The 26,957-nt window shown below is 59.8% G+C and carries 23 protein-coding genes; 7 read left to right on the top strand and 16 right to left on the bottom strand.

Annotated features, from left to right (window positions below; all coding sequences use genetic code 11):
- Window positions 1–152: 152 nt before the first annotated feature.
- A complete protein-coding gene (locus tag CLV45_RS14605) occupies window positions 153–2,726 on the top strand; it encodes an outer membrane beta-barrel family protein (RefSeq protein WP_100337211.1) in 2,574 nt (857 codons plus the stop codon).
- A gap of 286 nt (window positions 2,727–3,012) precedes the next feature.
- Here CLV45_RS14605 and CLV45_RS14600 read toward each other — a convergent pair whose 3' ends face one another.
- The 10 genes from CLV45_RS14600 to CLV45_RS14555 form a co-directional block, all read right to left on the bottom strand.
- The gene (locus tag CLV45_RS14600) at window positions 3,013–3,756 is read right to left on the bottom strand and encodes a shikimate dehydrogenase family protein (protein ID WP_100337210.1); all 744 of its coding nucleotides are present in this window, start codon (window positions 3,754–3,756) and stop codon (window positions 3,013–3,015) included.
- A gap of 97 nt (window positions 3,757–3,853) precedes the next feature.
- Entirely contained in the window at window positions 3,854–4,528 is a 675-nt protein-coding gene (locus CLV45_RS14595; protein ID WP_100337209.1) for a DedA family protein, read from the bottom strand.
- A gap of 162 nt (window positions 4,529–4,690) precedes the next feature.
- The gene (locus tag CLV45_RS14590) at window positions 4,691–5,338 is read right to left on the bottom strand and encodes a hypothetical protein (RefSeq protein WP_100337208.1); all 648 of its coding nucleotides are present in this window, start codon (window positions 5,336–5,338) and stop codon (window positions 4,691–4,693) included.
- 144 nt (window positions 5,339–5,482) lie between these two features.
- On the bottom strand, window positions 5,483–6,826 hold the full coding sequence (locus CLV45_RS14585) for a PQQ-dependent sugar dehydrogenase (RefSeq protein ID WP_100337207.1): 1,344 nt from the start codon (window positions 6,824–6,826) through the stop codon (window positions 5,483–5,485).
- 185 nt (window positions 6,827–7,011) lie between these two features.
- Window positions 7,012–7,842: a phosphosulfolactate synthase gene (locus CLV45_RS14580; RefSeq protein ID WP_100337206.1), complete on the bottom strand. Its 831-nt coding sequence runs from the start codon at window positions 7,840–7,842 to the stop codon at window positions 7,012–7,014.
- A gap of 185 nt (window positions 7,843–8,027) precedes the next feature.
- The gene (locus CLV45_RS14575; RefSeq protein WP_100337205.1) at window positions 8,028–9,425 is read right to left on the bottom strand and encodes a tetratricopeptide repeat protein; all 1,398 of its coding nucleotides are present in this window, start codon (window positions 9,423–9,425) and stop codon (window positions 8,028–8,030) included.
- A 90-nt stretch (window positions 9,426–9,515) separates the two neighbouring features.
- The gene (locus CLV45_RS14570) at window positions 9,516–10,535 is read right to left on the bottom strand and encodes an NAD-dependent epimerase/dehydratase family protein (protein ID WP_100337204.1); all 1,020 of its coding nucleotides are present in this window, start codon (window positions 10,533–10,535) and stop codon (window positions 9,516–9,518) included.
- 54 nt (window positions 10,536–10,589) lie between these two features.
- On the bottom strand, window positions 10,590–11,294 hold the full coding sequence (locus tag CLV45_RS14565; RefSeq protein ID WP_245882873.1) for a tyrosine-protein phosphatase: 705 nt from the start codon (window positions 11,292–11,294) through the stop codon (window positions 10,590–10,592).
- A gap of 76 nt (window positions 11,295–11,370) precedes the next feature.
- The gene (locus tag CLV45_RS14560; RefSeq protein WP_100337202.1) at window positions 11,371–13,842 is read right to left on the bottom strand and encodes a GumC family protein; all 2,472 of its coding nucleotides are present in this window, start codon (window positions 13,840–13,842) and stop codon (window positions 11,371–11,373) included.
- A gap of 70 nt (window positions 13,843–13,912) precedes the next feature.
- A complete protein-coding gene (locus CLV45_RS14555; protein ID WP_100337201.1) occupies window positions 13,913–14,848 on the bottom strand; it encodes a polysaccharide biosynthesis/export family protein in 936 nt (311 codons plus the stop codon).
- Between the two features lie 233 nt (window positions 14,849–15,081).
- Here CLV45_RS14555 and CLV45_RS14550 point away from each other — a divergent pair, with 233 nt between their 5' ends.
- The 4 genes from CLV45_RS14550 (at window position 15,082) to hpf (ending at window position 17,870) form a co-directional block, all read left to right on the top strand.
- On the top strand, window positions 15,082–16,221 hold the full coding sequence (locus CLV45_RS14550) for an acyl-CoA dehydrogenase family protein (protein WP_100337200.1): 1,140 nt from the start codon (window positions 15,082–15,084) through the stop codon (window positions 16,219–16,221).
- 93 nt (window positions 16,222–16,314) lie between these two features.
- A complete protein-coding gene (gene rpsU / locus CLV45_RS14545; RefSeq protein ID WP_100337199.1) occupies window positions 16,315–16,509 on the top strand; it encodes a 30S ribosomal protein S21 in 195 nt (64 codons plus the stop codon).
- 137 nt (window positions 16,510–16,646) lie between these two features.
- Complete coding sequence (locus CLV45_RS14540; RefSeq protein WP_100337660.1) at window positions 16,647–17,534, top strand: tyrosine-type recombinase/integrase; 888 nt, start codon at window positions 16,647–16,649, stop codon at window positions 17,532–17,534.
- A 36-nt stretch (window positions 17,535–17,570) separates the two neighbouring features.
- The gene (hpf, locus tag CLV45_RS14535; RefSeq protein WP_100337198.1) at window positions 17,571–17,870 is read left to right on the top strand and encodes a ribosome hibernation-promoting factor, HPF/YfiA family; all 300 of its coding nucleotides are present in this window, start codon (window positions 17,571–17,573) and stop codon (window positions 17,868–17,870) included.
- A 106-nt stretch (window positions 17,871–17,976) separates the two neighbouring features.
- On the opposite strand, the gene metK is transcribed toward hpf, so the two are convergent.
- Window positions 17,977–19,239 carry a methionine adenosyltransferase gene (gene metK / locus CLV45_RS14530; RefSeq protein WP_100337197.1) on the bottom strand — a complete coding sequence of 421 codons (1,263 nt, stop codon included), beginning with the start codon at window positions 19,237–19,239 and terminating at the stop codon, window positions 17,977–17,979.
- Window positions 19,240–19,442: 203 nt separating this feature from the next.
- Entirely contained in the window at window positions 19,443–20,648 is a 1,206-nt protein-coding gene (locus CLV45_RS14525) for a family 1 glycosylhydrolase (RefSeq protein ID WP_100337196.1), read from the bottom strand.
- A 240-nt stretch (window positions 20,649–20,888) separates the two neighbouring features.
- On the opposite strand from CLV45_RS14525, the gene CLV45_RS14520 reads away from it, so the two are divergent.
- Window positions 20,889–21,593, top strand: a complete 705-nt coding sequence (locus CLV45_RS14520; RefSeq protein ID WP_100337195.1) for a DUF2975 domain-containing protein — start codon at window positions 20,889–20,891, stop codon at window positions 21,591–21,593.
- 1 nt (window position 21,594) lies between these two features.
- Window positions 21,595–21,828: a helix-turn-helix domain-containing protein gene (locus tag CLV45_RS14515; RefSeq protein WP_100337194.1), complete on the top strand. Its 234-nt coding sequence runs from the start codon at window positions 21,595–21,597 to the stop codon at window positions 21,826–21,828.
- 57 nt (window positions 21,829–21,885) lie between these two features.
- On the opposite strand, the gene CLV45_RS14510 is transcribed toward CLV45_RS14515, so the two are convergent.
- The 4 genes from CLV45_RS14510 to CLV45_RS14495 form a co-directional block, all read right to left on the bottom strand.
- Window positions 21,886–22,812, bottom strand: coding sequence for a hypothetical protein (locus CLV45_RS14510; RefSeq protein ID WP_100337193.1), 927 nt, complete (start codon window positions 22,810–22,812; stop codon window positions 21,886–21,888).
- Between the two features lie 197 nt (window positions 22,813–23,009).
- On the bottom strand, window positions 23,010–25,475 hold the full coding sequence (locus CLV45_RS14505; protein ID WP_100337192.1) for a prolyl oligopeptidase family serine peptidase: 2,466 nt from the start codon (window positions 25,473–25,475) through the stop codon (window positions 23,010–23,012).
- 101 nt (window positions 25,476–25,576) lie between these two features.
- Window positions 25,577–26,227 carry an HD domain-containing protein gene (locus CLV45_RS14500; protein WP_100337191.1) on the bottom strand — a complete coding sequence of 217 codons (651 nt, stop codon included), beginning with the start codon at window positions 26,225–26,227 and terminating at the stop codon, window positions 25,577–25,579.
- Between the two features lie 218 nt (window positions 26,228–26,445).
- A complete protein-coding gene (locus tag CLV45_RS14495) occupies window positions 26,446–26,910 on the bottom strand; it encodes a GNAT family N-acetyltransferase (protein WP_100337190.1) in 465 nt (154 codons plus the stop codon).
- Window positions 26,911–26,957: the final 47 nt, after the last annotated feature.

Here is a 26,957-nt window from a genome sequence, read left to right as displayed (position 1 = left end):
ATTCATAGCCTGACTGACTCAGCAGTTAATTCCTGCTGAGGTGCAACTTCTTCCGGCCTAACCCGACCCTGGGAACACGCCTGGAGTCTACGATTATCACCCTCGCATGTGGCCCGTTGGGGCCTGTTGTTAGCATTTTTCTTTTTCCGACTATGAAACGTTATCTACCCTTTCTAGTAGCCTCCAACCTGCTCGCAGCGCCGGCATGGGCCCAGACTACTCCCCCGGCCGGTACGCCCGCCGCCCGTCCCGGGCAGGCCCCCGGAGCCGCCGCCCCCAAGCCCCTGGCTTTGCCGACGGCCCCCAGGGGTGCGGGTCGCCTGACTGGGGGCGTGCTGGACGCCACTACCAAAAAGCCCGTGGAGTTTGCCACTGTAGCCCTGCTCCCGGCCGACGGCAATCAGCCCATCGATGGCACCGTGTGCGACGACAAAGGCCGCTTCGTGCTGAAAGGCCTGGCTGCGGGGACGTATCGGGTGCAGCTGAGCTTCGTGGGCTACGTGACGCGCACCGAAAACGTGACCATCACCGACGGCACCACCGATCTGGGCACGCTGCAGCTGACCTCGGCCGCCCAGAAACTGGGCGAGGTAACCGTAACTGGGGAGCGGGACGTGGTAGAAACCAAGCCCGACCGGATTGTCTACAACGCCGAGAAGGACATCACCAACTCCGGGGGCACGGCAGCCGACGTGCTGCGCAAAGTACCGCTGGTAAACGTGGACCCCGACGGCAACGTGGAGCTGCGCGGCACTTCCAACGTGCGGGTGCTCATCAACAACAAACCCTCGGGTATCGTGGCCAGCTCGGTGGCGGATGCCATGAAGCAGATTCCGGCCGACCAGATCAAGAGCGTGGAGGTGATTACCACGCCCTCGGCCAAGTACGACGCCGAAGGCACCGGGGGTATTATCAACATCATCCTGAAGAAAAACAACCTGCAGGGCACCAATGGCAGTCTGGGCCTGGCCGCCGGCACGCGCAGCTCCAACGGCAACGCCTCGTTGAACTACCGCCAGGGCAAAATCGGGCTGACGAGCTCAGTGAGTGGGTTTGGCTTCTACAGCCCCAACCGCAACGACCTGACCCGCTCGCTGAAAAACCCAGATGGCACCGAAACGCTGGCCCTGCAGCAGGATGGCGACGGCAACACGCTGGGCGGGGGCGGCTTTGGCCGGCTGGGCCTCGACTACGACCCGGCCCAGTACCACAACCTCACGCTGAGCCTGCAGGGCAGCGCCTTCCGCAACTCCGGCGACTACCAGCAGTTCAACAACGTGCTGTTTCCGACCACCGCCGCCAACCAGTTTACCCGCGCCACCGACCGGAAGTTTCGCACCCAGAGCTACGATTTGAGCGGCTCCTACACCCGCACCTTCGAGCAGAAGCGCCGCGAATGGAGCGTGCTGGCCCAGCACACCCGCAACCGCAACGTGCAGGACTACGACCTGAACCAGTACGCCGGCCGCGACGAATCCGGCGCGGTGCAGTACCGGGAGCAGAGCGACAACCTCTCGCGCAACCTCGAAACCACGCTGCAGACCGACTACGCCCACCCGTTTTCGGAAACCGCCCTGCTCGAAACCGGCGCCAAAGCCATTCTGCGGCGCGTCAGCAGCGACTACGACGTGTACGACCAGGTGGCGCTCGACTTCAACCCGGCCCGCTCCAACCTTTTCAACTACAACCAGGATGTGGTGTCGGCGTACGGCACCTACGGATTTTCGGCTTCCAAAAAGCTAAGCTTCAAGCTGGGGGCCCGGGTGGAAAACACGCGCGTCAGGGGCAATTTCGAGCCCAAGCCGAAAGACAACGCGGGGGTGTCGCAGGACTACCTCAACGTGCTGCCCAACCTGAGCCTGAGCTTCCAGCCCCAGAACCCGAAAAAGCCCGGCCAAACCCTGCGCCTGGCCTACTCGAAGCGGATTCAGCGCCCTCAGATTTTTTACCTCAACCCCTTCCGCAACACTTCCGATACGCTCAACGTGAGCTACGGCAACCCCGAGCTGGAGCGCGAGCTGACCGACAGCTACGAGCTCAACTACACAACCTTTATCAAGGGCTCGGTGCTGAACATGTCGGCCTACGTGCGGCGCACCGGCAATGCTATTGAGAGTGTGCGCTTTATTAAAGACGGGGTCAACAACCAGACCTTCGCCAACATCGGGCGCAATGCTACCTACGGCGTTAGTTTGTTTAGCTCGGTGAAGCCCGTACCCAAGTGGGACGTGAGCGGCAACCTGAACGTGTACTACGTGTCGCTGAAAAGCCCGGCCCTAAGCCTGGGCAACGGGGTGGTCAATACCGCCGCCTACTCCAACGACGGGGTGATGTACGCCATCAACGTGAATACCAGCTACAAATTCGAGAAGGGCCTGAGCATTCAGGGCTACGGCGGCCTGAACTCGCCCCGCATCCAGCTGCAGGGCAAGCAAGCGGCCTGGACGTTCTACTCGCTGGGTTTGCGCAAGAACCTGCTCAAAGACAAGGCCGACTTAACCCTGAACGCCGACAACTTCCTGCAAGCCACCCGCAACCTGAACACCCTCCTCGACACCGAGCAGTTCCGCCAGGAAAGCAACAACTACATCTACCTGCGCGGGGTGCGCCTGGCCTTCAACTACCGCTTCGGCAAAGTAGCCGCCCAGCCCCAGAAGCGCCGCAAAGGCATCCAGAACGACGACGCCAAACAAGGCGAAAGCAGCCAGGGTCAAGGCCAACCGTAAGTTCTTTAATGTGTTAATGGGAGGAATGTGCTGATGATTGATTCGTGTCCTTGTGAGAAGGCACAACATTCCGCGTATCAAGCGGCGTCAATCCGCCCTCTGACATGTGCAGAGCCTCCTACTGTGAAAAGCCCTTTCCTACCGCGCGTAGGAAAGGGCTTTCTGGTAAAAGGGCGGGGCTACCTGCGCAGAGAACTGACTACTTCGCAAGCTCGCAAGGACACGAGTTTTCATTTCTCACATTCTTCCACATTCAGCTCATTATCCACCTCAGCACCTCAGCACACTAGCTCCTGTTCCAGATTCGCCAGGACTCTTCAGCCTGGAGGCAGAGCATTTCGAAACCGTTTTTGGTTTGGGCGCCCTGTTCGGCGCCTTTGGTCATAAACAGGGTTTCGCTCGGGTTGTAGATCAGGTCGTACAGGTAGTGGCGGGCCGTAAGCTGCTCGTAAGGAATCGGCGGGCACTCGGCCATGTTGGGGAAGGTGCCCAGCGGAGTGGTGTTGATAATCAGGGAGTGAGCCGCAATGATGGCCGGCGTCAGGTCGGCGTAGGTCAGGCCATGGTTCATGGGGTTGCGCGAGACCAGCCAGTAGCGGATACCCAGCTCCCGCAACGCGGCTTCCACCGCCTTCGACGAGCCCCCGGTACCGAGCACCAGCGCCCCGGCCTCCTCGCCGCGCAACGGGTAAAACCGGCGCAGGGAGTCGCGGAAACCGATATAGTCGGTGTTGTGTCCCACGCGGCGGCCCTCCGCCGTAAACTCAATGACGTTGACGGCCCCGATGCGGGCGGCCGACGGGGCCACCTCATCCAGGTAAGGCCAGACCTGCTCCTTGAAGGGAATCGTCACGTTGAGGCCCCGCAGATCGGGCTGCTGGTCGAGCAGGCGCAGCAGGTCCTTAATGCTGCCCAGCTCAAACAAATTGTACTGGCAGTCGGCCAGGCCCAAGTTTTCGAACTTTTGGGAGAAATAGGTTTGGGAGAAAGAGTGCTCGAGCTTTAAGCCGATAAGTCCAAACTGGCGCATAAGGTTGGGGAGGAATAGCGTCCCGAAAAAACAAAAAAAACCGCCCCAAACCATATGATTCGGGGCGGTTTCAGAAAAATAAGTCCAACTGACCAGCTTAGGCGGCGGCGGAGCTGCCCCGCAGCTTTTCCTTCAGAAACTGAATTGCGGGCGGCAGGACCGAGAACAGGATGATGCCGTAAATGACGTAGGTGAAGTTGTGCTGCACCCAGGGAATATTGCCCAGAAAGTAGCCGGCCAGGGTGAGCGAAATAACCCAGAGCAAAGCCCCGGCAATGCTGTAGCCAATGAAGAAGCTATACTTCATGGTGCCTACGCCGGCCACAAACGGCGCAAACGTGCGCACGATGGGAATGAAGCGGGCCATGATGATGGTTTTGCCGCCGTGCTTGGCGTAGAACTCCTGGGTTTGTTCCAGGTACTTGCGCTTCAGAAAGCGGAAATCCTCCCGGAACACCCGCGGCCCGAGGTAGTCGCCGATAAAGTAGTTGAGGTTGTCGCCGAGGAAGGCAGCCACGATGAGCAGCGGAATCAGGTAGAAGATATTCAGCAGCGTGTCGGGGGAGCCATCCGTTACGTGCTGGGCGGCCAGCGTACCGGCCACGAACAGCAGGGAGTCGCCGGGCAGGAAGGGTAGCACCACCACGCCGGTTTCGGTGAAAATAATCAGGAACAGAATCAGGTAAATCAGGTTACCGTACTCACCTACGAGCAGCTTAAGGTGCACGTCGAGGTGCAGAATGATGTCGAGGAAATGCTTAATCAGCTCCATGAAGGGAAGTAAGTGAGACGAATGACTGGATTGTACGCAGCAAATATCCCACAAAGAAAACAGGCTGCCGGGAAACTGGCAGCCTGTTAGCAGAATTTGGGCCGAATAATTCCGAGGCCGCGCCCCTCCCTTCAGCCTTTCACCGAGCAGTTAGCGGCCCGGCTAAGCCGGCACCACGGCCCGAATAATATCATCCTGAACCTCTACCTGGTAGCGCGGGTCGTGGGCCTGGATAAACTCGGTCAGTGCCGCTACGGTCGGGTAGTCGCCCTGCCCCACAAAGCAGCGGGCATCGTCGATGAGCAGCACGTGCCGCAGGCCTTTGCCCTGGGCGAAAATAGCTTCCAGCTCCTCGTAAATCGGGCATTCCTTGCTGCCCTGGGCCGTGTCGCCGGCCGAGTAGTGCCCATCGAGCCAGAAAATGGCCGGCGCATCGAGCAGGCGCATGATGCGCGGGAGCACGGCCCCACTGTCGCCCTGGTAGATGGTGACGTGCGGCGACTTGCGGAACCGGTAGCTGGCCTTCTCGTAGAGCTCCTGGCTGAGTTCGATGGAAATAATCCGGTCGAAGTTCTTCAGGTGGGCCTCCACCATGTCGCCGCGGAAGGTCCCGGTTTCGACCAGCACCGGGCAGCTGTAGCGGCGGCGGTACTGCTCAATGACCGTTTGCTTCACCTGGTGGGGAGGCGGCAGCGGGCGGCCATCCTGCTCCCAGTTGCGCACTATCATGTCGCGCAGGTAGCGGTTCATCAACGATTTAGCCAGGTTGCGGGTTTGCTCTGGCAGAGCGGGGCGGGCGAGTGTCGGCATAGGTAAGGGACGTTGGGTGAATGAGAATACCTGCGAGAACTAAAGCAAAGCGCCCGGCGGCAGCAAACCCTTGCTTTATTTAGTTCAATCAAATATAACCATAGTTATATTAAATCCAACACAAAATCCACCTATTTCTGACGGCTATTTCCCGCTATTGGCGGCCACCACGCGCCATACTTTGTTGCCGGCGTCGTCGGCAATGAGCAGGGCCCCGTCGGGCTGCACCGTGAGGCCCACGGGCCGGCCGTACACTTGCTTGCCTTCCTCGTTGGCAATAAAGCCGGTGGCAAAGTCTTCCATCGGCCCGCTGGGCCGGCCGTTGTGGAAGGGTACAAACACGACTTTATAGCCCGAGAAAGTGGAGCGGTTCCAGGAGCCATGCTGCCCGATAAAGGCACCGTTCCGGTACTTGGCCGGGAAGGCTTTTTGGTCGTAAAATGCCAGGCCCAGGGAGGCCGTGTGCGGCCCCAGCGCCACATCGGGCACCACGGTCTTGCGCACCAGCTCGGGGGCCTCGCCTTGGCGGCGCGGGTCTTCGTGCTGGCCAAAGTACGCGTAGGGCCAGCCGTAAAACGCCCCTTGCCTGACGCTGGTCAGGTAGTCGGGCACCAGTTCGTCGCCCAGCTCATCCCGCTCGTTGACGGCCGTCCAGAGCGTGCCCGTGCCGGGCGCCCAGGCCATGCCCACGGGGTTGCGGAGCCCGGCCGCGTAGATTTGCTCCCCGGAGCCGTCCGGGTTGATGACCAGCACATTGGCCCGGCGCTTTTCCTTGTCCATGCCATTCTCGCCCACATTCGAGCCCGAGCCCACCGATACGTAGATTTTGGAGCCGTCGGGGGCGGCCAGCAGGTTGCGGGTCCAGTGGTTGTTGTAGCCGCCGGCGGGCAGGTCCAGAATTTTCTGGCCCGGGCCGGTGATTTTGGTTTGACCGGGCTGGTAAGCAAAGCGCAGTACGGCGTCGGTATTGGCCACGTAGAAATAATTGCCCAGCACCAGCATGCCCAGCGGCTGATTCAGGCCGGTCAGAAACGTGGCGCGCAGGTCGGGCTTGCCGTCCTGGTTGGTGTCGCGCAGCAGCGTAATCCGGTTGGCGCTGGTCGGCTTCAACGACCGGGACGGGTCCAGGTTCAGGGCGGCAGCTACCTTTTTCTTGGGGTTGGTAGGCACCGTGTTCGACTCGGCCACCAGCACGTCGCCGTTGGGCGTCACGTAGAGCCAGCGCGGACTGTTAAAGCTACCGGCGTACTCCGTAACGGTAAAGCCGGCGGGTACCACGGGCGTGCGGCCGGCGGGCCAGTCGATGACCTTGCTGCGCTTGGTTACGGATTCGGTGGCGTAGGGGGCGGGCAAGTCGACCGAAGTGGCGGCCGTAGTCACCGTATCGGCGGGCGTACGGGCGGCGGCCTGGGCTTTTTCTTCTTCGCTGGGGCCTTTGCAGCTGGCTAGCCCAGCCAGCACGAAGGCGTAAAGGAATATTTTGTTCATAAAAGCAGGGTCATGAGTACTGCTTTTTACTGCCCCAGAAAAAGATAGTTGTTGAGCTACCCCGCAAAGACGCTCCCGCTAAACCCAGCACCGCTCGACTGGGCACCGGCCGAGAAACAGAAAGCCGGAAAGCACCCGCGTGGCGGTACTTCCCGGCTCATCACCATTACTTCGTTAAACAACTCTTAGCCGCGGGGCATGGAGGTACCGGGCTTGCCGGTGGGCTTCTCGGGCTTGAAATCCTCGTCCACGGCGTCCATGTCGAGGAAGTGGGTGAACGTGTCGCCGCGCAAACCCAGGCGGATGGTTTCCAGGCTTACCACTTCGTTGGGGGCAATGTTGCCCAGGTTCACGTTGGCCCCGAGCAGCTTGATAAACCACACCTGCTGGGCTTTTTGCGGGGCTTCCCACAGGATTTTCTCGAAGGGAATCTGGGTCAGGATTTCCTCTACCAGGCCCGAGCGGACCTCACCCGTGCTGCGAAACAAACCCACGTTGCCGGCCTCCCGGGCTTCGCCGATAACCTTGATGGCCCCGGCTTCGAGCTCGGTTTTCATCTGCGAAATCCACTTGTAGGGCGGAATAATTTTCTCCGCGTCCTTGGAGCCCACTTCGCTGAGCACCTTCACGTCCTGGGCCAGGGTGCGGATGTATTCCAGCTTCCGGTCGTGCTTGAGGTCAATGGAACCGTCGGATACCTCGGCGTACTCCATGTCGAACTCGGAGAGCAGGCGGCGGTAGTCGTCGAACTGGTTGCGGATGATAAAGGCCTCGAACAGAGTTCCGCCGAAATACACCGGAATACCGGCCGCTTTGTAGGCGTCCAGCTTCTTGCGCAGGTTGGGCACCACGTAGGAAGTGGCCCAGCCCAGCTTCACAATGTCGGTGTACTCGCCGCCCACCTCCAGGAAGCTTTCCACTTCGCGGATGCTGAGGCCCTTGTCCATAACCATCGTATAGCCTTGTTCACGGGGCTTGCTGGTGCGTTCGGGGAGGTTGTTGAGGTTGTAATTCATTCCTAGGGTCTTGGGTTCTTAGGGTCTTGGAGACTTGGAGCAAAAAGCCAACAACGGTCTTTTTCTCCGGCAGTACTGCGGCAAAAGTACGCCCGAATTTTATAAGTAGCAGAAAAGCAAAAGGGCCTTGGACGTTGGCATGAAAACCAACCTCCAAGGCCCCACAAACCCAAGATTATACTTGTCTACTTCCGGTACTGGTCAATCAGGCGGGCCAGGGCACGCTGCGACTCCAGTTCGGGGAAGTACTCGAACAGCAGGCGGTGCTTGTCGAAATCCAGCACCAGCGCGTTTTCCAGGTACTGATACGCCTCCCGGTAGCGGCCCGCCGCCAACAGGTAGGCACAGAGGCGGTAGTGCAGCTCAGCCTCGCCGGGCTGAATTTCCACGGCGTTGCGCATCAGGTCGATGGCCTCGTCAAAGTTGCCCTGCTCGTAGAGAATGATGCTCCAGTTCAGCCAGGCGTCCTTGTTTTCGGGAGCTACCTGGGTGGCTTTGTCGTAGCACTCCAGGGCGCTTACCACGGCTCCCACCTGGTATTCGGCCGCGGCCAGGGCCAGCCAGTACTCCACGCTTTCGTCGTAGAGCGACACGGCCTTGCGGAAGAAGTGAATGGCTTCAAACCACCGCTCCTGGGCGTTGAGCACGATGCCGATGCCGAACCAGGCCTCGTCCATAGTCTGGTCGAGGTCAATGGCGTGCTGGTAGTTTTTGCGGGCCGCGTCCCACTCGCCCAGCTTCTCGTGGCATTCCCCGATGTTGCACAGGGCTTCGGGCGTCGGTTGGCCTTCCTCGTAGCTAAGGTGAAACTCGGTAATGGCCTCCCGGTACTTTTCCTGGCCCACGTAGGCGCTGGCCAGAAAGCCGTGGGCGTCGTAGAACTTGGCGTCAATCAGGATGGCATACTCGAAGGCGGCCACAGCCTCTTCGAAGTTGGCCAGCCGGAAGTAGGCCTGCCCCAGGTTGTACCAGGCCGTGGCCGAGTACGGGTCCTCGTCGGTAAAGTGGCGGAAAAAGTCCAGGTTCTTCTCCAGCCGCTCCGAAATTTCGAGGCAGTAGAGCAGCTCCTGCACGGCAATATCGTTGTCGGGGTTGAGCCGCAGACTTTGCTTGTAATACTTGGCCGCGCTCTTGAACTTCTGCCAGCTCTGGTAAGCCAAACCCAGGTTGAAGTAAATATCGTCGCGGTCAGTAGCGTTTTCCACCGCCGACTTAAAGAAATCCACGGCCTGGGCGAAGTCGCCTTTCTGGGTGGCAATAATGCCGCGGGTCACGGCCACGTCGGGGTTGGTCGGGTCCAGCTCGGCCACCGACTCAATCTGCTGGGCCGCCGAGGTATACTCGCCCTTCATGGCCAGCACCTGGGCCCGGTCGATGAGCAGCTCAGTAGAAAACGGATACTGCGCAATGGCAGCCTCACAAGCCTGCAGGGCCTTATCGTAAAGGGTGTTGGAAGTATAGTGGTCGATAATACTTTCGAAATCGGCCAGGTCAAAAAACACGGGCTCGTTGTTGGCCACCATCCGCTCGAAACGGCGCACGGTATCCAGCACTTGCTCCTGGTCCTCAAAATTCTCGTTCATTCTCATTCTACTACAAGCAACGCAAAAAACGCCAAAAAGGCAGGCTTTGCGACTATTTTTTCCGGTAACTGATTTCCGCCGGTTACCAGCCTAATATACAACAACCGCACCGGAGGCCACGGAGTTCTTTTGCAGCCCCTGGCAGCACCAGGCCACCGTTTCGGCCAGCGTCCGGAACGTCATTCCGGTGGCTTGCTGCACCTTTTGGCTCTGGTACACCACCGGTTTGCGCCCGGCCCGGGCGGTGTCTTTGGTTATCAGCGGGCGGGCCCCGGTCAGCACGGAACGGGCATGCTCGGCGCGCCAGATAACCTCGGCGGCCCAGTCGGGCACGGCAATGCGTGGGGCTTTCTTGCCAAAACAAGCCGCGGCCTGCGCCAGGAACTCGTGCAGGGGTACGGCCCCGGCGCTGAGAATAAAGCGTTCCGCCGTAATGGCGGACTCCAACGTCAGGTGCAGCATAGCTGCCACGACGTCCCGCACGTCCACAAAATTAACACTGCCGGGGGTATAAAAGGCATGCTCATTATACGCGTACCGGAACAAACGGGTACTGCTCCGCTCCCAGTCGGCCGGGCCCAGCACCACGGACGGGTTCACCATTACCGCCGCTAAGCCTTCGGCTACGCCCCGCCACACTTCCAGCTCACCCAGGTACTTGGAAGTGGCGTAGGCGGCGTGGGCGGCGCCCAAATCCCACTTGGCTTCCTCGGTGAGCAGCTGGGTGCGGCCCGGCTCCTGCTCGGCTGCCGCCGCTCCGCCGCCCAGGGCCGCCACCGACGACACGTGGCAGAGCCGGATACCGGGCCGGTCGAGGCAGGCATCCACCACGTTGGCCGTGCCTTCCACGTTGATCTGCTGCAGCGCGTCTTCGTCCTGCGGGGCGTAGGATACCAGGCCGGCGCAGTGAAATACGTGCGTGACGCCCTCCAGCGCGTTGCGCAGGGCCAGAATATCCAGCACGTCGCCTTCCACCCAGTCCACTTGCTCGGCGCCGGCAATGGCCGGCACCTGCCGGCGAAACAAGGCCCGGACCTTGTGGCCCCGTTCGAGCAAGGATGAAATCAGAAAACTGCCAATCAGGCCGCTGCCACCGGTGACGAAAATCATTTTCCCAGGATCAGTTTAGACAATGGCCTTAAACAACGTGAATCGGGGGCGTTGTTACAAGGAGTTATTCAGCAGCGGCAAAGCCAGCACTTTTTGGAGGTAAGGCGTGGGCAGCACCTTCTGGAGCAGCGTGTCGGTGTGCTTCAGGTTGTGGGCATCGGTGCCCACCAGGTCTACCAGGCCGGCATCAATAAGCTTTTCGGCCACCCGCTTGGCCCCGGCCGAATAGTAGCCGGCCAGGGAATTCAGGTTGAGCTGCAGCAGCACCCCGTTTTCCCGCACCTTGGCTAGGTCCTCGAAGCGGCCGTAGAAGTAGGTGTAGCGCTCGGGGTGGGCCAGCACGGGCTGGTAGCCCGCCGACTTCAGGTTGAACACCGTTTCGGCGAAGTTGAAGGGCTCGTTGATGTAGGAGGTTTCAAAGAGCACGTAGCGTTTGTCGCCGCCGAAGCTGAGCAGAGGCTCCTTGCTCTCGATTTTCTGCTGCAGCCACTCGTCCAGGTAGTATTCGGCGGCGCACTCCAGCGTCACGTCGGTAATACCGGCGGCCGTGGCCGCATCCTGCAGCTGTTTCAGGGCCGCCCGCACGCCTTCGGGAGTGTTCTTGTAGAAGTCGCCCATGATGTGGGGCGTCATGACCAGCTTACGGTAGCCTAAAGCCCGCAGGGCCCGCAGTAGCTCCACCGACTGCTCCACGGTTTCGGCTCCGTCGTCGAGGCCGGGCAGCAAGTGGGAGTGCATGTCGACTTCCAGAGATGCCAAGGTAGCAGTCGAAGCGGGAGAGCTGCCAAAAAGCCGCTGAAAGAATGACGCCATGCGTGGGGAGGGTCGACTACGGTTAGGTGAAGCGCTTCCGCAAGCGCGAGAACAGCCCTACTACCGGCCGGGTTTCCTCGTAGTAGCCCTGCCCGTAGCCGTAGCCATACCCGTAACCGTAGCCATACCCGTAGCCATAGAGGCCGCTGGCCGTCGAGTCGTTGAGAATGGCACAGAGGCGGGTGAAGTTGTTGGCCCGAATCAGCTTGTTGACATTCTTGAGGAAGCTCTTCTTCGAGTAGTTGGCCCGCACGATGTAAATCGGAATATCAGCCTTGCGCATAATCAGGATGCCGTCCGTAACCAGGCCCACCGGCGGAGTGTCAATCAGAATCACGTCGTAGTGCTGGTACAGCTCCTCCAGCATTTCGTCGAAGCGGGCACTCAGGATCAGCTCCGAGGGGTTGGGCGGCGTGGGGCCGGCCGAAATGAAGTCCAGCGTCGGGATGCTCGTGTGCTGTACGCACTCCAGAATGGTGTGCTTATCAATGAGAATGGTGCTGATCCCCTTGATGTTTTCGGCTCCGAAAGCCAGGTTCACCTTGGGTTTACGCATGTCCAGGTCCAGGATGACCACGCGCTGCTCGGAAAGAGCAATAATGCCGCCCAGGTTAACTGTTACGAAGGTTTTACCTTCCCCGGAAATGGTGGACGTCACCGAAATCAGCCGCCGCTTCTTGGTCGAGGAGCCGCTGATAAAGTCCAGGTTGGTCCGAATCGAGCGAATAGACTCCGAAATAGCGGATTTCGGATTTTTATCGACTACCAGTTTCGACACGGTCATTTTCTCCTTGTCGTAGGTCGGAATCACGCCCAGCACCGAGGCTGAGGTAGAGCGTTCCAGTTCCCGCACGTTGGTGACGGTGTTGTGCATGAAGTAGCGCACTGCAATCAGGGCCAGGCCCAGGGCAATACCACCCGCCAGGCCAATGGCGTAAATCATGGTGCGCACCGGCGAAATAGGGGCACTGGGCATGCTGGCCGGCGACAGAATCTGGAAGTCGGGCGTGGTGCCGGCCTTGGCGATGCTGAACTCGACCTTTTTGTCCATCAGCATCAGGTACGACTTTTCGTAGAGCTCAAAGGGCCGCTTGAGGCGGGCCAGCTCAGTTTCCTTCTGGGGCAGGGTTTGCAGCTCGGCGTTGAACTGGTCGCGCTGCTGATTCATGCGGTCAATCTGCGTCTGCACCAGGCGGCGGTTTTGCTGGATCAGCCGGCGGATGTTATTTTTTACGTAGGCCAACTGGGCCTGCTGCTGCTTGACGGCCTCAGTGGTTTCGTTGTAGGAGCGCAGCAAGCGGCGCAGGTTCCACTGCAGGGCGTTGAGCTCACTCAGCTGCTGGGTAAGCTGGGCGTCCTCGACGGCGGCAATGCCGGGAATGCTTTGTTCCAGCGTGGCATCCTCATTCTGGGTCAGGCGGTCCTGCTCCACCAAGCGGCTGATTTCGCCCAGCAAGCGGGCCTTCTCGACCAGCTTAAGGCGTACTTCTTCCTGCTCCGCTAGCTTTTCGGTAATGCCGGCAACTTCCGTCTTGACGTCGTAGGTCTTGTTCTGCCGCACGAAGGCCTGCAGGTTTTCCTCGGCGCTCTGCAGCTTCTGCTGATTTTCGGTTAGGGTCTTGTCCAGGAATTGCAGCGTCTGCGCCGTAGCTTCCTGCTTTTTGGCCAGCTTTTCCTGCAGGTACACCGTGTCAATCTTGTTGACGATGTCCCGGGCTTTGGCCGGGTTAAAATCGGTGAAGGCAATCTGAATCGTGTTGGCGTCGGGGTTGACGATGTCCACGCTCAGGTTAGTGTTCAGGTAATTGTTTACTGCTCCGTCATCATTAATGACAAAGTGGTAGTTTTTTTCCAGGGCCTCTTCATCCAGCAGGGGTGTAGCCGTTACTACCAGTGTCATACCCGGTACCACCACAGGCTGCCCCAGCGTGTAGGTAGCGCTGCGCTCCTGCCCCAGGTACAGATACGACAAGCGAAACTGCTTCCCACCCGTAAAATTCAGATTGAACTTGCTGTTGTAGAAGTTCGGGTCCTTTATGTCGTAGCTTACCTTGAAGGGAGAAATGCCATACAGCTCGTTTTCCAGCACGGTGCCCTCCACGTAGTAGTTCACGTTGAGCTCCAGTGAATCCTTCAGCCGCTGGTAGATGATGTTGGACTTGATCAGCTCTACCTCCCCCGAGAGCTTATTGACGTTGCTACTCCCTACGGCCTGGCCCACCGGGCCATCCAGCCCCAGAATTCCAGCCTCCGTCTTCTCATCAATCTTGAGCAGCGACGAGGATTTGTAAACGGGCTTGGTGTAGCGCAGCAGCAGCCACGAAGCAGACAGGCCCAGGGCAATCAGCAGGATAATCCAGAGAATGCTGCGGCGTGCTACCAGCAGTAAGGTAGTTAGGTCTAGCCCGCCACCTTCGTCTTCCACCGCATTGGGTTCGGCGCCGCCGGCACTGCGAATAAGTTCTTCCAGTTCAGCGTTTTCGTTTACTGCCATTCCGTCGTTACAAGTTAGTCTTAGAGCCTACCAGGCCCACTCCCGCGAGGGGAAAGGCCCAAGCTCCTGGCTACTTATTGATTAGATCCCTCACTAAAACGTAGGATGTCAAGATTCCTGCCAACCCACCTATCAGCCCAAACACGGAGCCGGCATCAGAAAGTGCCTCAAAGAAGGGCCGCCGTACGGGTTCGATGTACACCACGTCGTTGGGCTCTACCTGCAGGTTGGCCCGGCGCATGCCTTCAATGGTAGATAAGTCGATGACCTGCACCTGCGGATTACGTAAATCACCCCGAATCAGGCGAATATTGTAAGCCCGGCCCCGGCCGCCGCCAGCCCCGCCGCCGCCCGCAAAGCCCCCCGCCTCCAGGCCGCCGGCCGAGGCCAGAACTTCCAGCAGGTTCATATTATCATTATACATGGGTACAATTTGCCCGCCCGGGGCCCCCAGCACAATGATGCGGTTATTGGTCACGCGAGTAGCCACGTACGAATCCTTGTAGAACACGTCGTACTTGGTTTTGAGCAGGCTGTCGGCTTCCAGCAGCGTCAGGCCATTTACCTTCACCATGTTCACCATGGGCAGGTTCACCATTCCGTTGGCTTGTACCAAAAACTGATTGGCGCCGGTGGGCTGCTGAGTTTGCCCGCCTCGGTTACCGCCCACTGCGCCCCGCCCCGTGGTGGTAGTGGGCGTGGTGGTACTGGTACCCGTGGTGGAGGGGCTACCGAATTGCAGCTCCCCGTTGGGGTCTAAAATTCTTTCGCCTTTATTGGTGTACACCCGAACTTCGAGGTAGTCGTTGGGCTGAATCAGGTAGTTACGGCTGGTGCGCCCGACCAAAGACCGCAACTTCATGGTGTCGACACCCTCGCCGGAAGGTGTGCGAAACATGATATTTTGCCGGTAGTAGCGGCCGGTGGTGCAGGAAGAAAATAGTACGGCGAACGGCACGCACAGCAGCCAGAGGCGCAGAAGGCGGTGAAAAGCGGTTTGTTGCATGCAGGCTGATAAAGCCGAATATCAAGTTCGAAAGCTATGGGAACGACCCGTTTAACGGAGTACATTTTTCCCTAAAAAACCTTCAAAGTAACCGAATTGGCACGCCCTTTCAAAATCGGGTGGGTCGAGCCAGCCTGTAGGCTGGCTTCTGTGCCGCTAAAAGCGTACTTTCGCAAACCCAAAACCGGGCTTCGCCGGTTATACTCTACCTCCCCCACCCAACTTCTTTTTTCATGGAACTTGTAGCCACCGAAAATCAAACAATGATTGCCCAGATGGTGCGCGACTTCGGCGCAACCCACATCAAACCCGATATGATGAAGTGGGATGAAAGCCAGGAGTTTCCCGTGGAAGTATTCAAGAAGCTGGGCGAGCTGGGCCTGATGGGCGTACTGGTGCCCCAGGAGTATGGCGGCGCCGGCTTTGGCTACGTCGAGTACGTGACGGCCATTGCCGAGCTGTCCAAGATTGACCCCAGCATTGGCCTGAGCATGGCGGCCCACAACTCGCTCTGCACCGGCCATATTCTGCAGTTCGGCTCGGAAGAGCAAAAGCACAAGTGGCTGCCCAAGCTGGCGTCGGCCGAGTGGATCGGCGCCTGGGGCCTGACGGAGCCCAACACCGGCTCCGACGCCGGCAACATGCGCACCGTGGCCGTGGAAGACGGCGACGACTACGTGCTCAACGGCGCCAAAAACTTTATTACCCACGGCAAGAGCGGCAACATTGCCGTTGTTATTGCCCGCACCGGCGAAGTAGGTGACTCCCACGGTATGACGGCCTTCGTGATTGAGAAGCCCACCGAAGGCTTCACCCACGGCCTGAAAGCCGACAAGCTGGGCATGCGCGCTTCGGAAACCACCGAGCTGATCTTCACTGACTGCCGCGTACCCAAGGCCAACATCCTGGGCAAAGTCGGCGACGGCTTCATCCAGGCCATGAAGGTGCTCGACGGCGGCCGGATTTCCATTGCGGCCCTGTCATTGGGCATTGCTCAGGGCGCGTTTGAGGCGGCGCTGCGCTACTCGCAGGAGCGGCACCAGTTCAACCAGCCGATTTCCAACTTCCAGGGCATTTCCTTTAAGCTGGCTGATATGGCCACCGAAATCGAAGCGGCCTCGCTGCTCACCTACCGCGCCGCCGACATGAAGGACCGCGGCCTGAACGTGAACCAGGAGTCGGCCATGGCCAAGCTCTACGCCTCGGAAGTGTGCGTGCGCACGGCTAACGAAGGCGTGCAGATCTTCGGGGGCTACGGCTACACCAAGGATTACCCCGCCGAGAAGTACTACCGCGACTCCAAGCTGTGCACCATCGGCGAGGGCACCAGCGAGATTCAGAAGCTGGTAATTGCCCGGACTTTGCTGAAGTAAAACCCCGCAACTCGATTAGGGCTTGCACGGTAAGAAAGAGCCTGTTATCTTTGCGACCCCTAAAGAAGAAAGTTTTTCATTCCAACTGAGCATATGATCATCGTCCAGATTAAGGATAACGAGTCTGTTGACCGTGCCTTGAAGCGTTTTAAGAAGAAGTTTGAGCGCACCGGCGTTCTGAAGGAGCTGCGTCGTCGCACGTTCTTCCAGAAGCCTTCGGTTACCAAGCGTAAGCAGAAGGAGAAGGCCGTGTACAAGCAGACGATGTACGCTACCGACAACTACTAGGGAGCAACTCACTGCCAGCTAGAATTTAACCGCCTGATTTGCTTTCCGAAGCGAATCAGGCGGTTTTTTCGCGTTCGTACTTTCCAGGATAATTCCATACATTGGGTATCCGGCCCCAGCGGTTCGGCACCCAGCGTATGGAATTATTTTTTGATTATCTGCGGTTCGAGCGGCGCTACAGCCCCCACACGGTGCTGTCGTACCAAACCGACCTGCGGCAGTTTTCGGATTACCTCAAGGCCACTTACGAGCTGGAGCAGCCCGAGCAGGCCGACCATACCCTGATCCGGTCCTGGGTGGTGACGCTGATGCAACAGCAGCTGGACCCGCGCACCGTGAACCGCAAGATTGCCTGCCTGCGCTCCTACTACAAGTTTTTGCTGCGCACGAACGTCATCAGCAAAAACCCCATGCTGCGCATCAAGTCGCCGAAGGTGGCCAAGAAGCTGCCCGACTTCGTGCCTGAGGACTCGCTCAACGGCCTGCTCAACTCGTTTGAGTTTCCGCCCACCTTCGTCGGCTCCCGCGACCAGACCGTGCTGGAGCTGCTCTACGGTACCGGTATCCGGCTCTCGGAGCTCATTGGCATCCGGCACGAAGACCTGAGCCTAAGCGGTAAAACCGTGCGCGTGACCGGCAAAGGCAACAAGCAGCGCATCGTGCCGCTGAACCCCAGCCTGATCATAGTGCTGGAACGCTATATAGCGCAGAAGCAGGCCGAATTTGGCGGCGCCGACAACGCCCGCGGGCCCCTGCTCGTTACGGAAAAGCTGGAGCCACTCTACGAAAAGCTCGTGTACCGTACCGTGAAGCACTATTTAAGCCAGATAACGACGGCCTCGTCGCAGCAGCACCCCCACGTGCTGCGTCACTCCTTTGCCACGCACCTGCTGGGCAAAGGCGCCGACCTGAACGCCATTAAGGAGCTGCTGGGCCACGCCAATCTGGCCGCCACGCAGGTGTACACCCACTTATCGATTGACAAGCTCAAGTCCGTATTTGAAAAGGCCCATCCGAAGGCCTAGTTGTTTCCTTTTCTTTTACCCAAACCCCTAAGAACGATGAAAGTACAGATGCATTCGGTACACTTTGATGCCGACCAAAAATTGCTCGATTTCATCCAGAAGCGCCTCGATAAGCTTGAGACTTTCTATGACCGTGTCACGGAAGGCGAGGTAATTCTGAAACTCAATAACAAGGACGGCATCGACAACAAGACCGTCGAAATTAAGCTCCTTATCCCGGGCACTACCCTATTCAGCCAGGAAGACGCGCCCTCGTTCGAAGCCGCTGCCGACGCCGCCGCCGACAACCTGCGGCGCCAGATTACCAAGCACAAGGAAAAAGTAACTAGCCATTAGGCAGCAGTACCGCGGCTTCTTTCGCCCTGAAAGGCCGCCACAAAAAAGCCCCGCCGGAACGACCGGCGGGGCTTTTTTGTGACTTGATGACTTGGAGTCGAATAGATTACAGCCCAAACTCAGCCTTGATTTTGTCAACGTAGTCGAGCTTCTCCCAGGTGAAAGTCTCGAAGGTTTTGGTTTCGCCCGAGGGCATCACCACTTCCTTGGTCCCGGCCGGGCGGCCCATGTGCCCGTAGGCGGCCGACTCGGCGAAGATGGGGTTGCGCAGGCCGAAGCGCTGCACAATGGCGTAGGGCCGCATATCGAAGAGCTTATTCACCTTCTCGGCAATCTCGCCGTCGGTGAGCAGCTGGCCATTAGCGCCTTTTACTTTGGTCGTGCCGTAGGTCGTCACGTAGAGGCCCACGGGCTGGGCCACGCCAATGGCGTAGGCTACCTGCACCAAGGCCTGGTCGGCCACGCCGGCCGCTACCAGGTTTTTGGCAATGTGGCGGGTGGCGTAGGCGGCGGAGCGGTCTACTTTCGAGGAGTCCTTGCCCGAGAAAGCGCCACCGCCGTGGGCGCCCTTGCCACCGTAGGTATCCACGATGATCTTACGACCGGTGAGGCCGGAGTCGCCGTGGGGGCCGCCGATAACGAACTTGCCGGTGGGGTTGATGTGGTAGGTAATCTGGTCGGTGAACAGCTTCTGGGTTTCAACGTCCAGCCCGGCTTTCACGCGCGGCACCAGGATGTTGATAATATCCTCCTTGATGCGGGCCAGCATGTTTTCCTCCGACTCGTCGAAGTCGTCGTGCTGGGTGCTCACCACGATGGTGTCGATGGCCTCGGGCGTGTTGTCGTCGGCGTAGCGGATCGTTACCTGGCTTTTGGCGTCGGGGCGCAGATACGTCATTTCCTGGCCCATCTTGCGGATCTTAGCCAGCTCGTCGAGCAGGCGGTGCGAGAGGTCCAGGGCCAGGGGCATGTAGTTGGCCGTTTCCTTGGTGGCATAGCCGAACATCATACCCTGGTCGCCGGCGCCCTGCTCTTCGTCGCTGGCGCGCTCCACACCCTGGTTGATATCGGGCGACTGCTCGTGCAGGCGGTTCATCACCTCGCAGGTATCGGCGTTGAAGAGGTACTCGGGCTTGTTGTAGCCGATGCGGCTGATGACGCCTCGCACGATGGGCTCAGCGTCCACGTGGGCCGTCGACTTGATTTCGCCGGCCACCAGCGCGAAGTCGGTGGTAACGAGGGTTTCGCAGGCTACTTTGGCCGCGGGGTCCTGCCGCAGATACTCGTCGAGGATGGCATCGGAGATTTGGTCGGCTACTTTATCGGGGTGGCCTTCCGAAACGGATTCGGAGGTGAATAGATACGGCATCAGGGTTCAATCTAGCGACTAGGGTCGGGAAACGAAGGAGCCGGCCCCCACCAGCGGGCGGGGGTACGGGCCGCAAAGCTAATTAAAAAGGCGTAGGTAGGTGCGGTGAATATACCAGCGCATCTGAGCCGAATGCAAGCCGGGGCCAGGACCGTTCAGCGGAACCGGCTTATTTTATTCGTCTCGGACCGCTAACACGGCCCTTAATAGTTGAGGTGAATGCCATAGCTCTCCTTTTCCAGCACGTCTTTCCACTGCGAAATCAGCTTTTTATAAGCCTTGCCCACGGGCCGGATGTTGCGGTCCAGGTCGTAGAGCCCGAGCGGATTGACGCGGTTGTTGTCTTCGCGCAGGGCCGTATCCCAATCGACCTGGTCGGTGAGGGAATACCAGGTAAAGCCCACCAGCGGCACGCCGTCCTGTTTGAGCCGGTGAGCATTGGCCCACTGCCGCCAGAGCCAGTTCACGGCCAGCGGCTCCCGGATGTTGGTTTCGGTGTGCATCACGGGCAGGTGGTACCGGTCGAAATACTGCTTAGTGACAACGTAATAGCCGAAAATATCCCCGCTGGGCACAATGCTCCCGTCGAGCTTAATCAGGTGCTCGTTGGTTTCGTAATAGTCGTTGCCCATAATGCAGCGGGCCTTGATGTCGGACTGGCCAAACCAGTGGTATTCGTCGCGGGTCATGCCGTTGTCCATCAGGTACTCGTACATCGTCACCGACACGGGGTAGCCGTAGGTCAAATCGAGGCTGAGGAAGCGCTTTTCGTTCATGAACTGCGCTTTTTCAATCAGCTCGGGGGCTTCCGGGTGGTAGTACTCCGAGCTTTCACTCTGGATAAAGGTGGCCTCGGGCTGAATTTCCAGGATGGCCTGCATGCCCATCACGTTGGCCTTGCAGATAGTTTTAAGCGTGGTAACGAAGTCCCGGTCGGAAGATTTCCGCTCGTTCCACCAGCCCATCTGGGCCGAGAAGAAGGCCGCAATGTAGATTTCGTTGATGGGCGTGTAAAACTGGATGTAGGGAAAACGCGTGGCGAAAGCCCGGCAATAATCGGCGAAGAGACGGGGAAAGTCCGGGTTCTGGAAGTTGCCAATCCAGTCGGGCACGCCGAAGTGGCACAAATCCACGATGGGCGTAATGTCCATTTCCCGCAGGGCATTGAAGGTCAGATCAGTAAACTCCCAGTCGTATTTGTCGGGGCCGAGGTGGGTTTTGTAGTAGGGCGGGCCGTAGCGCAGAAACTCGATGCCCATTTCCTTGACCAGCTCAAAGTCGCGCCGCCAGTTTTCGTAGTGTTTGCCCTTTTCGAGCTCATCAATGCGTTTTTCCTGGCCGTTGGGCAGCAGAATGGTGGGGTAGCTATTCTCGATGCCGGTAGCAAACATGAACTTATTGGCGGCCATAGAATCGGGGTTGGGTTGAAGTAATCAGGAAACAGCAGTAGGTAAGCTGGGCAACGGAGGCTTTTTACGCAGGCAAGCAGCAAACAGCGCATGGCGTTTGGATGAAGCGTGGAGAAAAAAGCCAGGACCGAGTAGCAGCTTATTGAACGACTAACGATACTTTGTTTTCGCTATTCAATTAATATTTATTGTTTATCAATAAATAAAGTTCTTCTTTTGGTGACACGTAATTCATTCGTTATGCCTGCTACTTATACTGCCCTCCCACCCTTCCTGCGCTTTGTGCGCGTACTGGCGGCGGCTCAGTACGTATTGTCAGCCATCGGCCTGCTGTTTTATGCGTGGATAAGTATATCCGACCTGAGACCAGACTCCCAAATAGCTTCCTATACGCTGCCCTCTTTGACGCTGGAAGTGCAGCACCCGCGGCAGGGGCAGGTCCACGGTGCGACCCTCGATTCTTTGAAGACTATGCCCGGGACGTTCCGCCTGGTGCCCAAAAGTCAAAAGCTCGCGCTGGTGTATGTTGAGCGGAGTTTTGGCAAACGGGTGGCCCTGATGATTCTGGGCGTTAACAACCATTCCGGGAAGCGTGGTTCTGTCGTCTTGGTGCTTTACTCCATGCTCACGGGCATGCTGCTCTACCGCATCCTAACGGACATGAGCCTGGCCTCACCTTTCACGGAGAAAAACGCCCGCCGTATCCGCTGGCTGGGCCTGCTCATGATTGGCGTCGACCTGTACCAGTACGTGGCCTTCCGCTACATGCTGAGTATCGTGCCGCATTTCCGGGCACCCGACTTGCAGGGCACCGTTGTGCAATACCTGACGCTGGACCCGGCCGAAGAAATCGGGGCCTGGAAATTCGGCTTAGTTTTGCTGGTCATTGCGGCCGTGTACAAACGAGGCGTCATCATGGCGCAGGAAGCCGAACTGACCGTTTGATATGCCGATTATCGTAAACCTGGACGTGATGCTGGCCCGGCGCAAAATGTCGCTGAGCACGTTGGCCGCCACCGTTAACATTACCCTGGCCAACCTGTCGATTTTGAAGAGTGGCAAGGCCAAGGCTATTCGGTTCAGTACCCTGGCCGCCATCTGCCAGGCCCTCGACTGCCAACCCGCCGACATCCTGGAGCACCGCCCCGACCCGGCCGACCTGCGCCCGGCCGCCGAATAAGCCGCTCAACAAAAAAGCCTGCTACTACTAGCAGGCTTTTTTGTTGGGTATCAGCATTTAGCTGGCGGTGACGCTTTCGGCGGGCACGGCGGCCGTGCCGAAGCGGGCGTGCAGCTCCCGGCAGACGGAGGGCGAGAGACGCAGGTATTCAACGACGTCGGTGGTTTTTTCGCTCGGCTTGCCTTTTTTGTCGATTTCGATGGTCACGTTTTCGAGCGAGAGGTAGCAGCAGTCTTCATCCTGGGGCGCGTGGAAGAGGTGCAGGCGGCCAAACGCGCTGGGCGCTTCTTCCCCCGCGGCCAGGGGCTGCAGATGGGCCCAGTCGGCAGCTTCCAGCGCGGCCTTGGTGGCTTCGACATTAGTAAAAGCCGGCGTGAGGACCGGGAAAGTAAGCTGGTCGGCCCACTGGCCCGCGGTTTCCGAAAACGGCGTACCAGCCTGGGAGTGCGCCAGAGCCCAGGAGAAAAACACGATAATAGCCAGCTCGGCCAGCCACACCAGGTAGAGAAACACGCCACTGACGGTAACCGTGAAAATGCCCCAGGTACCGTTTTCCGCCAGGCGGGGCAGCATGCCGAGCACGATGTCGGGCCGGGTGAGCAGGGTCAGGAACACGTCGGCTTCAAAAGTGGTGTGGGTGAAAGACGCCCGGCGGCCCAGGGACTCGGTTTCGCCGGCGCCGTCGAGCAGGGTCAGGTAGAGGGCCCACTGCACGTACCAGGCCCAGAGGCCCACCAGCACGGCCAGCCAGCCCACCAGGGCCGGGTGGCGCAGCTTGCCGGCCTTGGTCAGCAGCTTGAGCACCACGGCCAGCACCGCCCCAAAGCCCAGGGTCAGCAGCACGTTGATGTAGATGAAGGGAATGTACCAGGTGGCGTAGACGTAGATAAAGGCCAGCGGCACGGCCGCCAGGGCGCCCAGCAGCACGAAGCTCAGCACGCCGCCGACGGTAATTCGCTTGGAAGGTTGGTAGTAGAGACTCATAAAAGGAAGCGGAAAGGAAATAGGGAGTGGAAAGGATGCAGCAATATTGGCCCAAAATATTCAAATAGCCTTATATCAATTTAGCTTACCAGCCCCGACAATCCGGCGCTTTTCGCAGTGCTTCCCGCCTACCTGACGGGCCGCAAAAAAGCCCGGCTCCTTGCGCAGCCGGGCTTTCCAGATAAGTCATTGGGCCATTAGTTGCCGCCGCTGCTGCTACCGCTAGCGTTGGTGGCGCCGGGCCGCAGGTTGGTTTCAAACAGCTTGAGGATGCGCTTGTACTCGTCGGTCCAGGAGGCGGGCTCCACGAAGCCGTGGTCCTCGACGGGGTAGACGGCCAGTTCCCAGTTTTCCTTGTGCAGCTCAATCAGGCGCTGGCTCAAACGCACGATGTCCTGGAAGTGCACGTTGGTATCGACCATGCCGTGGCACATGAGCAAAGCGCCCTTGAGGCCCTCGGCGTAGTAAATCGGCGAGGAGCGGGCGTAGGCAATACTGTCGTTGTAGGGCGAGTTGAGGATGTTGTCGGTGTAGCCGTGGTTGTAGTGGGCCCAGTCCGTCACGGAGCGCAGGGCGGCCCCGGCCTTGAACACGTCGGGCTGGGTAAACATGGCCATGAGCGTGATAAAGCCGCCGTAGGAACCGCCGTAGATACCGATGCGCTGGGGGCTCACGCCGTACTTCTCAGCCAGCAGCTTGGCCCCGTCGACCTGGTCGGTGAGGTCTTTGCCGCCCATGTAGCGGTAGATACCCGTGCGCACGGCCCGGCCGTAGCCCGCCGAGCCGCGGTAGTCAATATCGAGCACCGTGTAGCCTTTATCTACCAGCAGGTTGTGAAACATGTACTCGCGCGAGTACTGGCTCCACCACTTGTGGGCGTTCTGCAAGTAACCGGCGCCGTGCACGAAAATAACGGCCGGACCCTGGGCTTCGGCCTTGGCCGGGCGGTAGAGCCGGGCGTACACGTCGGCCCCGTCGCGGGCTTTGATGGTAATGATTTCCGGGTCGCGCCAGGGGTAGCTCTTGAACTCCTCGGTCAGGGAGTTGGTGATTTGCCGGGCCTTGGCGCCGGGCTTGTTGGGCATGACGTACAGCTCCCAGGGCTTGTTGGTGTAGCTGTAGCGCACGGCCAGGGTTTTCTCATCCGGCGAGAGGGTCACTTCGCTGGCCCCGGGCATGGAGGTAATCTGGGTAAGCGGGCCACCGTCCACGGGCATGCGGTAGAAGTGCTGCTCACCGGGGTGGGTTTTGTTGGCCGTCAGGTACCAGAGCTTTTTGTCGCGGCTGAGCTGGGCTTTCTGCACCTCGAAGTTGCCGCTGGTCAGGGCCTTCTTCTGGCCGTTGGTCACATCCACGGTATAGAGGTGGGAATAGCCGCTTTCCTCGCTCTGGAACCAGATGCGCTGGTTGTCGGGCAGCCAGCCCACGTTGCCGGGACCGTAGCCGATGCCGGGGCCGTTGATCCAGGCCTCGTCGCGCTGCCGGTCGAGCAGGCTGATTTTCTGGGTCGTGGGGTCCAGGCTCACAATCCAGCGGTCCTTGTTGTCACTGGAGCGGATGACGAGGAAGGCGCGCTGCCCGTTCTCGGACCAGTAGGGGCCGTAGGGCTCCACCCGGCGCAGCTCGGTGGCGGGCTTGTCTTTGCGGGGCGGGGCGGCTTTGTCGGTGGCGTCGGCGGCTGGGGCTTTGGCGGGCAGGGCGTACTCCTTGCGGTAAGCCGGCTGCTGGTCGAGGCCTTCCAGCTCCTTATAGCCCAGCACGAAGGTCGTGTCGCGCCCGATGTCGTAGATGCCCAGCTCGTAGGCCGTTTGCGGGGCGCCCACCTTGGTCCGGGTCGAGAGGTCTTCGGTAAAGCCCGAGGCCGTGACGAAGCTCGGCACCACGGCTATCTTCTCGGCGGCCGGCTCCTGGGCCAGGCGGTAGGTTACGAAGCGGCCGTCGGGGCTGAGCTGCAAGTTTTGCACCGTTTGCTGGCCCAGCCAGATGGCTTTGGGGTTGAGCCGGGCCAGGGCCTTCTGCAGGCGCTGCCGGGCCTTCTGGTCCTGGTCGCGCTGCCGGATGACGTCGAACAAGGCCAGCTGCTGGGCCCGCAGAAACTTCTCGGCCTTGTCGGTAGGCTGGCCGTTGCCGGGGCGGCTGCCGCGGCGGAAGTCGGTGCGCTGCACGGTTTCGCCGGTGGCCGGGTCCCAGGTAAAGAGGTTGCCGCCGCGGGTATAGCTGATCAGCTGGCCCTGCAGGGCAAAGGCCGGGTCGGATTCGCGCTCCGTGGTGCGGGTTACGCGCCGGGCTTTAGTGGTCTTGAGGTCGAGCAGGAAGATGTCGCCGTCCTTCTCGTACACTTTGCGGGTGTACTTGGGGTCATAGTCACCGGCGGTGGTGGGCAGGCTGCGCTGCTCGGCCACGCTGACTTTGCGGATGGCTCCACCGCTGGCCGCGGTGGAATAGAGCGAGTCGCGCCGGGCTTTTTCCGGGTTCCAGAGAAAGTAAATCCGCTTGCCGTCTTCGCTCCAGCCAATGTTGGAGGGCGAGTTGCCGATCCACTGGGCCGGGTCGCGCATGATTTTTTCGACGGTCAGAGCCGTCAGCGGGGCGGCGGGCGGGGTTTGGGCCAGGGCGGCGGCCGGCAGCCACGCCAGCACGGCCAACAGAGTAGAGGAACGCATAGGCAACTGGGAAAAAGCCAAGGATGGCCCGCAAAATACGCAAGCCTCCGGCAAGGACACTACCCTAAGCCCGGATGTTGCAGGGCATGCCGGCCCGGCCGCTAGAGGCTACCCTTCTCCCACTGGTGCAGCTCGGCCCGCAGGTTGCGCCGGGCGGGGGCGTCGAGCTTGTCGCGAAACAGCGGGGTCTGGAACAGGACGGGTGCGCCGAGCAGCTTTTCGAGCACTTGCTTGCGGCCCCGGCGGTAGAGAATATCGGGCACGAGGCGGTATTCCTGGCGCACCTGGCGGGCGTACTGCCAGTAGTCGGCCTCGGCGGCGCCCAGGATTTGCAGGTCGGCGTCGAGGAAGAGGTGCAGGTCGGTATCGGCGGCGGGCTGGGGCTGGGTGTGGTCCTTGGTGCGCTCAATGAGGAAGGCCACCCGCTGCCGCCGCTCCGGGGCCAGGCTGGTTTTGGCCAGAAACTCCTGGGCCAGGACCGCGCTGCGAGCCTCGTTGTCGTCGCGCATGGGGTTGTACACCGCGTCGTGAAACCAGATGGCCAGCTGCAGGACTTCCGCGTCGAGCACCAGGGCCTTGTGCTGCTCGGCGGTTTCGAGCAGTTTACGGATGTGGGTCAGGGAGTGATAGTGGCGGCCCGAGGCTTCGTAGGCGGCCGCCAGCTGCCGGTAGGTGGCGTCGCGCAGGGCTTCGGACAGGCCCAGGCGGGCGGCCAGCTGCCCCCAGCGGGCTTCGAGAGTGGTAGGAATCATACGCGGAAGGAAAATACTAGTGGCCAGCCACCGCGAAAAAAGGGTGATACCGGGCCGGGGAAGAAAGGTTAAACGAATTGCACTTTCCCAGCAGGCCCTTTGGGGAAGGTGGCGGGGAGATGGCTACAAGGTCTAAGGTAGCCGGCGGCGGGGCGGCAAACGGAATTGTACCTTACTCAGATGAGCAGCCCGCCCGAGCAACCCTTTCCCGGGCCTTGCTAGTTGGCCGTCGGGGCTCCGTAGGGGTTGGGCATCCGCACTTCCAGAAACCGCTCGGGGGTGGGCAGCGGGCCGAAGCCAAACTGGGTGTAGAGGCCGTGGGCGTCGAGGGTGGCCAGCATCTTACGGCGCAGCCCCTGCAGTTCGGGATGGGCCCAGACGCAGCTCATCAGCCACTTGGAGAGGCCCTGCCCCCGGAACTCGGGCAGCACGAACACGTCGCAGAGCCAGGCGAAGGTGGCGTAATCGGTGACGACGCGGGCAAAGCCGGCCTGGCGGCCGTCGGGGGCGAACAGGCCGAAGTTGAGGGAATGAGCAATGGCCCGCTCCACGGTAGCGAGCGGAATATTCTGGGCCCAGTAGGAGTCGTGGGCCAGGTAGTGGTGAATAGCGGCCACGTCGAGCTGGGCGGGGTCGGTTGTGATGCGGAACTGCTGCGGGTGGGTGTGTTTGACGAAAAGCATAGGGGGCGCGAGAAAAGCAAATGAGGAAAGAAAACCGCCGAAATCCG

Origin of the sequence: Hymenobacter chitinivorans DSM 11115 (assembly GCF_002797555.1) — a bacterium.
Taxonomy (GTDB): Bacteria; Bacteroidota; Bacteroidia; order Cytophagales; family Hymenobacteraceae; genus Hymenobacter; species Hymenobacter chitinivorans.
This window is presented reverse-complemented; position numbering and strand designations above follow the sequence as displayed.

What these genes read in the sequence shown, in the direction of transcription:
- CLV45_RS14605 (WP_100337211.1), top strand. Translation starts at nt 153, where the DNA reads ATGAAACGTTATCTACCCTTTCTAGTAGCCTCCAACCTGCTCGCAGCG.
- CLV45_RS14600 (WP_100337210.1), bottom strand. Translation starts at nt 3,756, where the DNA reads ATGCGCCAGTTTGGACTTATCGGCTTAAAGCTCGAGCACTCTTTCTCC.
- CLV45_RS14595 (WP_100337209.1), bottom strand. Translation starts at nt 4,528, where the DNA reads ATGGAGCTGATTAAGCATTTCCTCGACATCATTCTGCACCTCGACGTG.
- CLV45_RS14590 (WP_100337208.1), bottom strand. Translation starts at nt 5,338, where the DNA reads ATGCCGACACTCGCCCGCCCCGCTCTGCCAGAGCAAACCCGCAACCTG.
- CLV45_RS14585 (WP_100337207.1), bottom strand. Translation starts at nt 6,826, where the DNA reads ATGAACAAAATATTCCTTTACGCCTTCGTGCTGGCTGGGCTAGCCAGC.
- CLV45_RS14580 (WP_100337206.1), bottom strand. Translation starts at nt 7,842, where the DNA reads ATGAATTACAACCTCAACAACCTCCCCGAACGCACCAGCAAGCCCCGT.
- CLV45_RS14575 (WP_100337205.1), bottom strand. Translation starts at nt 9,425, where the DNA reads ATGAACGAGAATTTTGAGGACCAGGAGCAAGTGCTGGATACCGTGCGC.
- CLV45_RS14570 (WP_100337204.1), bottom strand. Translation starts at nt 10,535, where the DNA reads ATGATTTTCGTCACCGGTGGCAGCGGCCTGATTGGCAGTTTTCTGATT.
- CLV45_RS14560 (WP_100337202.1), bottom strand. Translation starts at nt 13,842, where the DNA reads ATGGCAGTAAACGAAAACGCTGAACTGGAAGAACTTATTCGCAGTGCC.
- CLV45_RS14555 (WP_100337201.1), bottom strand. Translation starts at nt 14,848, where the DNA reads ATGCAACAAACCGCTTTTCACCGCCTTCTGCGCCTCTGGCTGCTGTGC.
- CLV45_RS14550 (WP_100337200.1), top strand. Translation starts at nt 15,082, where the DNA reads ATGGAACTTGTAGCCACCGAAAATCAAACAATGATTGCCCAGATGGTG.
- rpsU (WP_100337199.1), top strand. Translation starts at nt 16,315, where the DNA reads ATGATCATCGTCCAGATTAAGGATAACGAGTCTGTTGACCGTGCCTTG.
- CLV45_RS14540 (WP_100337660.1), top strand. Translation starts at nt 16,647, where the DNA reads ATGGAATTATTTTTTGATTATCTGCGGTTCGAGCGGCGCTACAGCCCC.
- hpf (WP_100337198.1), top strand. Translation starts at nt 17,571, where the DNA reads ATGAAAGTACAGATGCATTCGGTACACTTTGATGCCGACCAAAAATTG.
- metK (WP_100337197.1), bottom strand. Translation starts at nt 19,239, where the DNA reads ATGCCGTATCTATTCACCTCCGAATCCGTTTCGGAAGGCCACCCCGAT.
- CLV45_RS14525 (WP_100337196.1), bottom strand. Translation starts at nt 20,648, where the DNA reads ATGGCCGCCAATAAGTTCATGTTTGCTACCGGCATCGAGAATAGCTAC.
- CLV45_RS14520 (WP_100337195.1), top strand. Translation starts at nt 20,889, where the DNA reads ATGCCTGCTACTTATACTGCCCTCCCACCCTTCCTGCGCTTTGTGCGC.
- CLV45_RS14515 (WP_100337194.1), top strand. Translation starts at nt 21,595, where the DNA reads ATGCCGATTATCGTAAACCTGGACGTGATGCTGGCCCGGCGCAAAATG.
- CLV45_RS14510 (WP_100337193.1), bottom strand. Translation starts at nt 22,812, where the DNA reads ATGAGTCTCTACTACCAACCTTCCAAGCGAATTACCGTCGGCGGCGTG.
- CLV45_RS14505 (WP_100337192.1), bottom strand. Translation starts at nt 25,475, where the DNA reads ATGCGTTCCTCTACTCTGTTGGCCGTGCTGGCGTGGCTGCCGGCCGCC.
- CLV45_RS14500 (WP_100337191.1), bottom strand. Translation starts at nt 26,227, where the DNA reads ATGATTCCTACCACTCTCGAAGCCCGCTGGGGGCAGCTGGCCGCCCGC.
- CLV45_RS14495 (WP_100337190.1), bottom strand. Translation starts at nt 26,910, where the DNA reads ATGCTTTTCGTCAAACACACCCACCCGCAGCAGTTCCGCATCACAACC.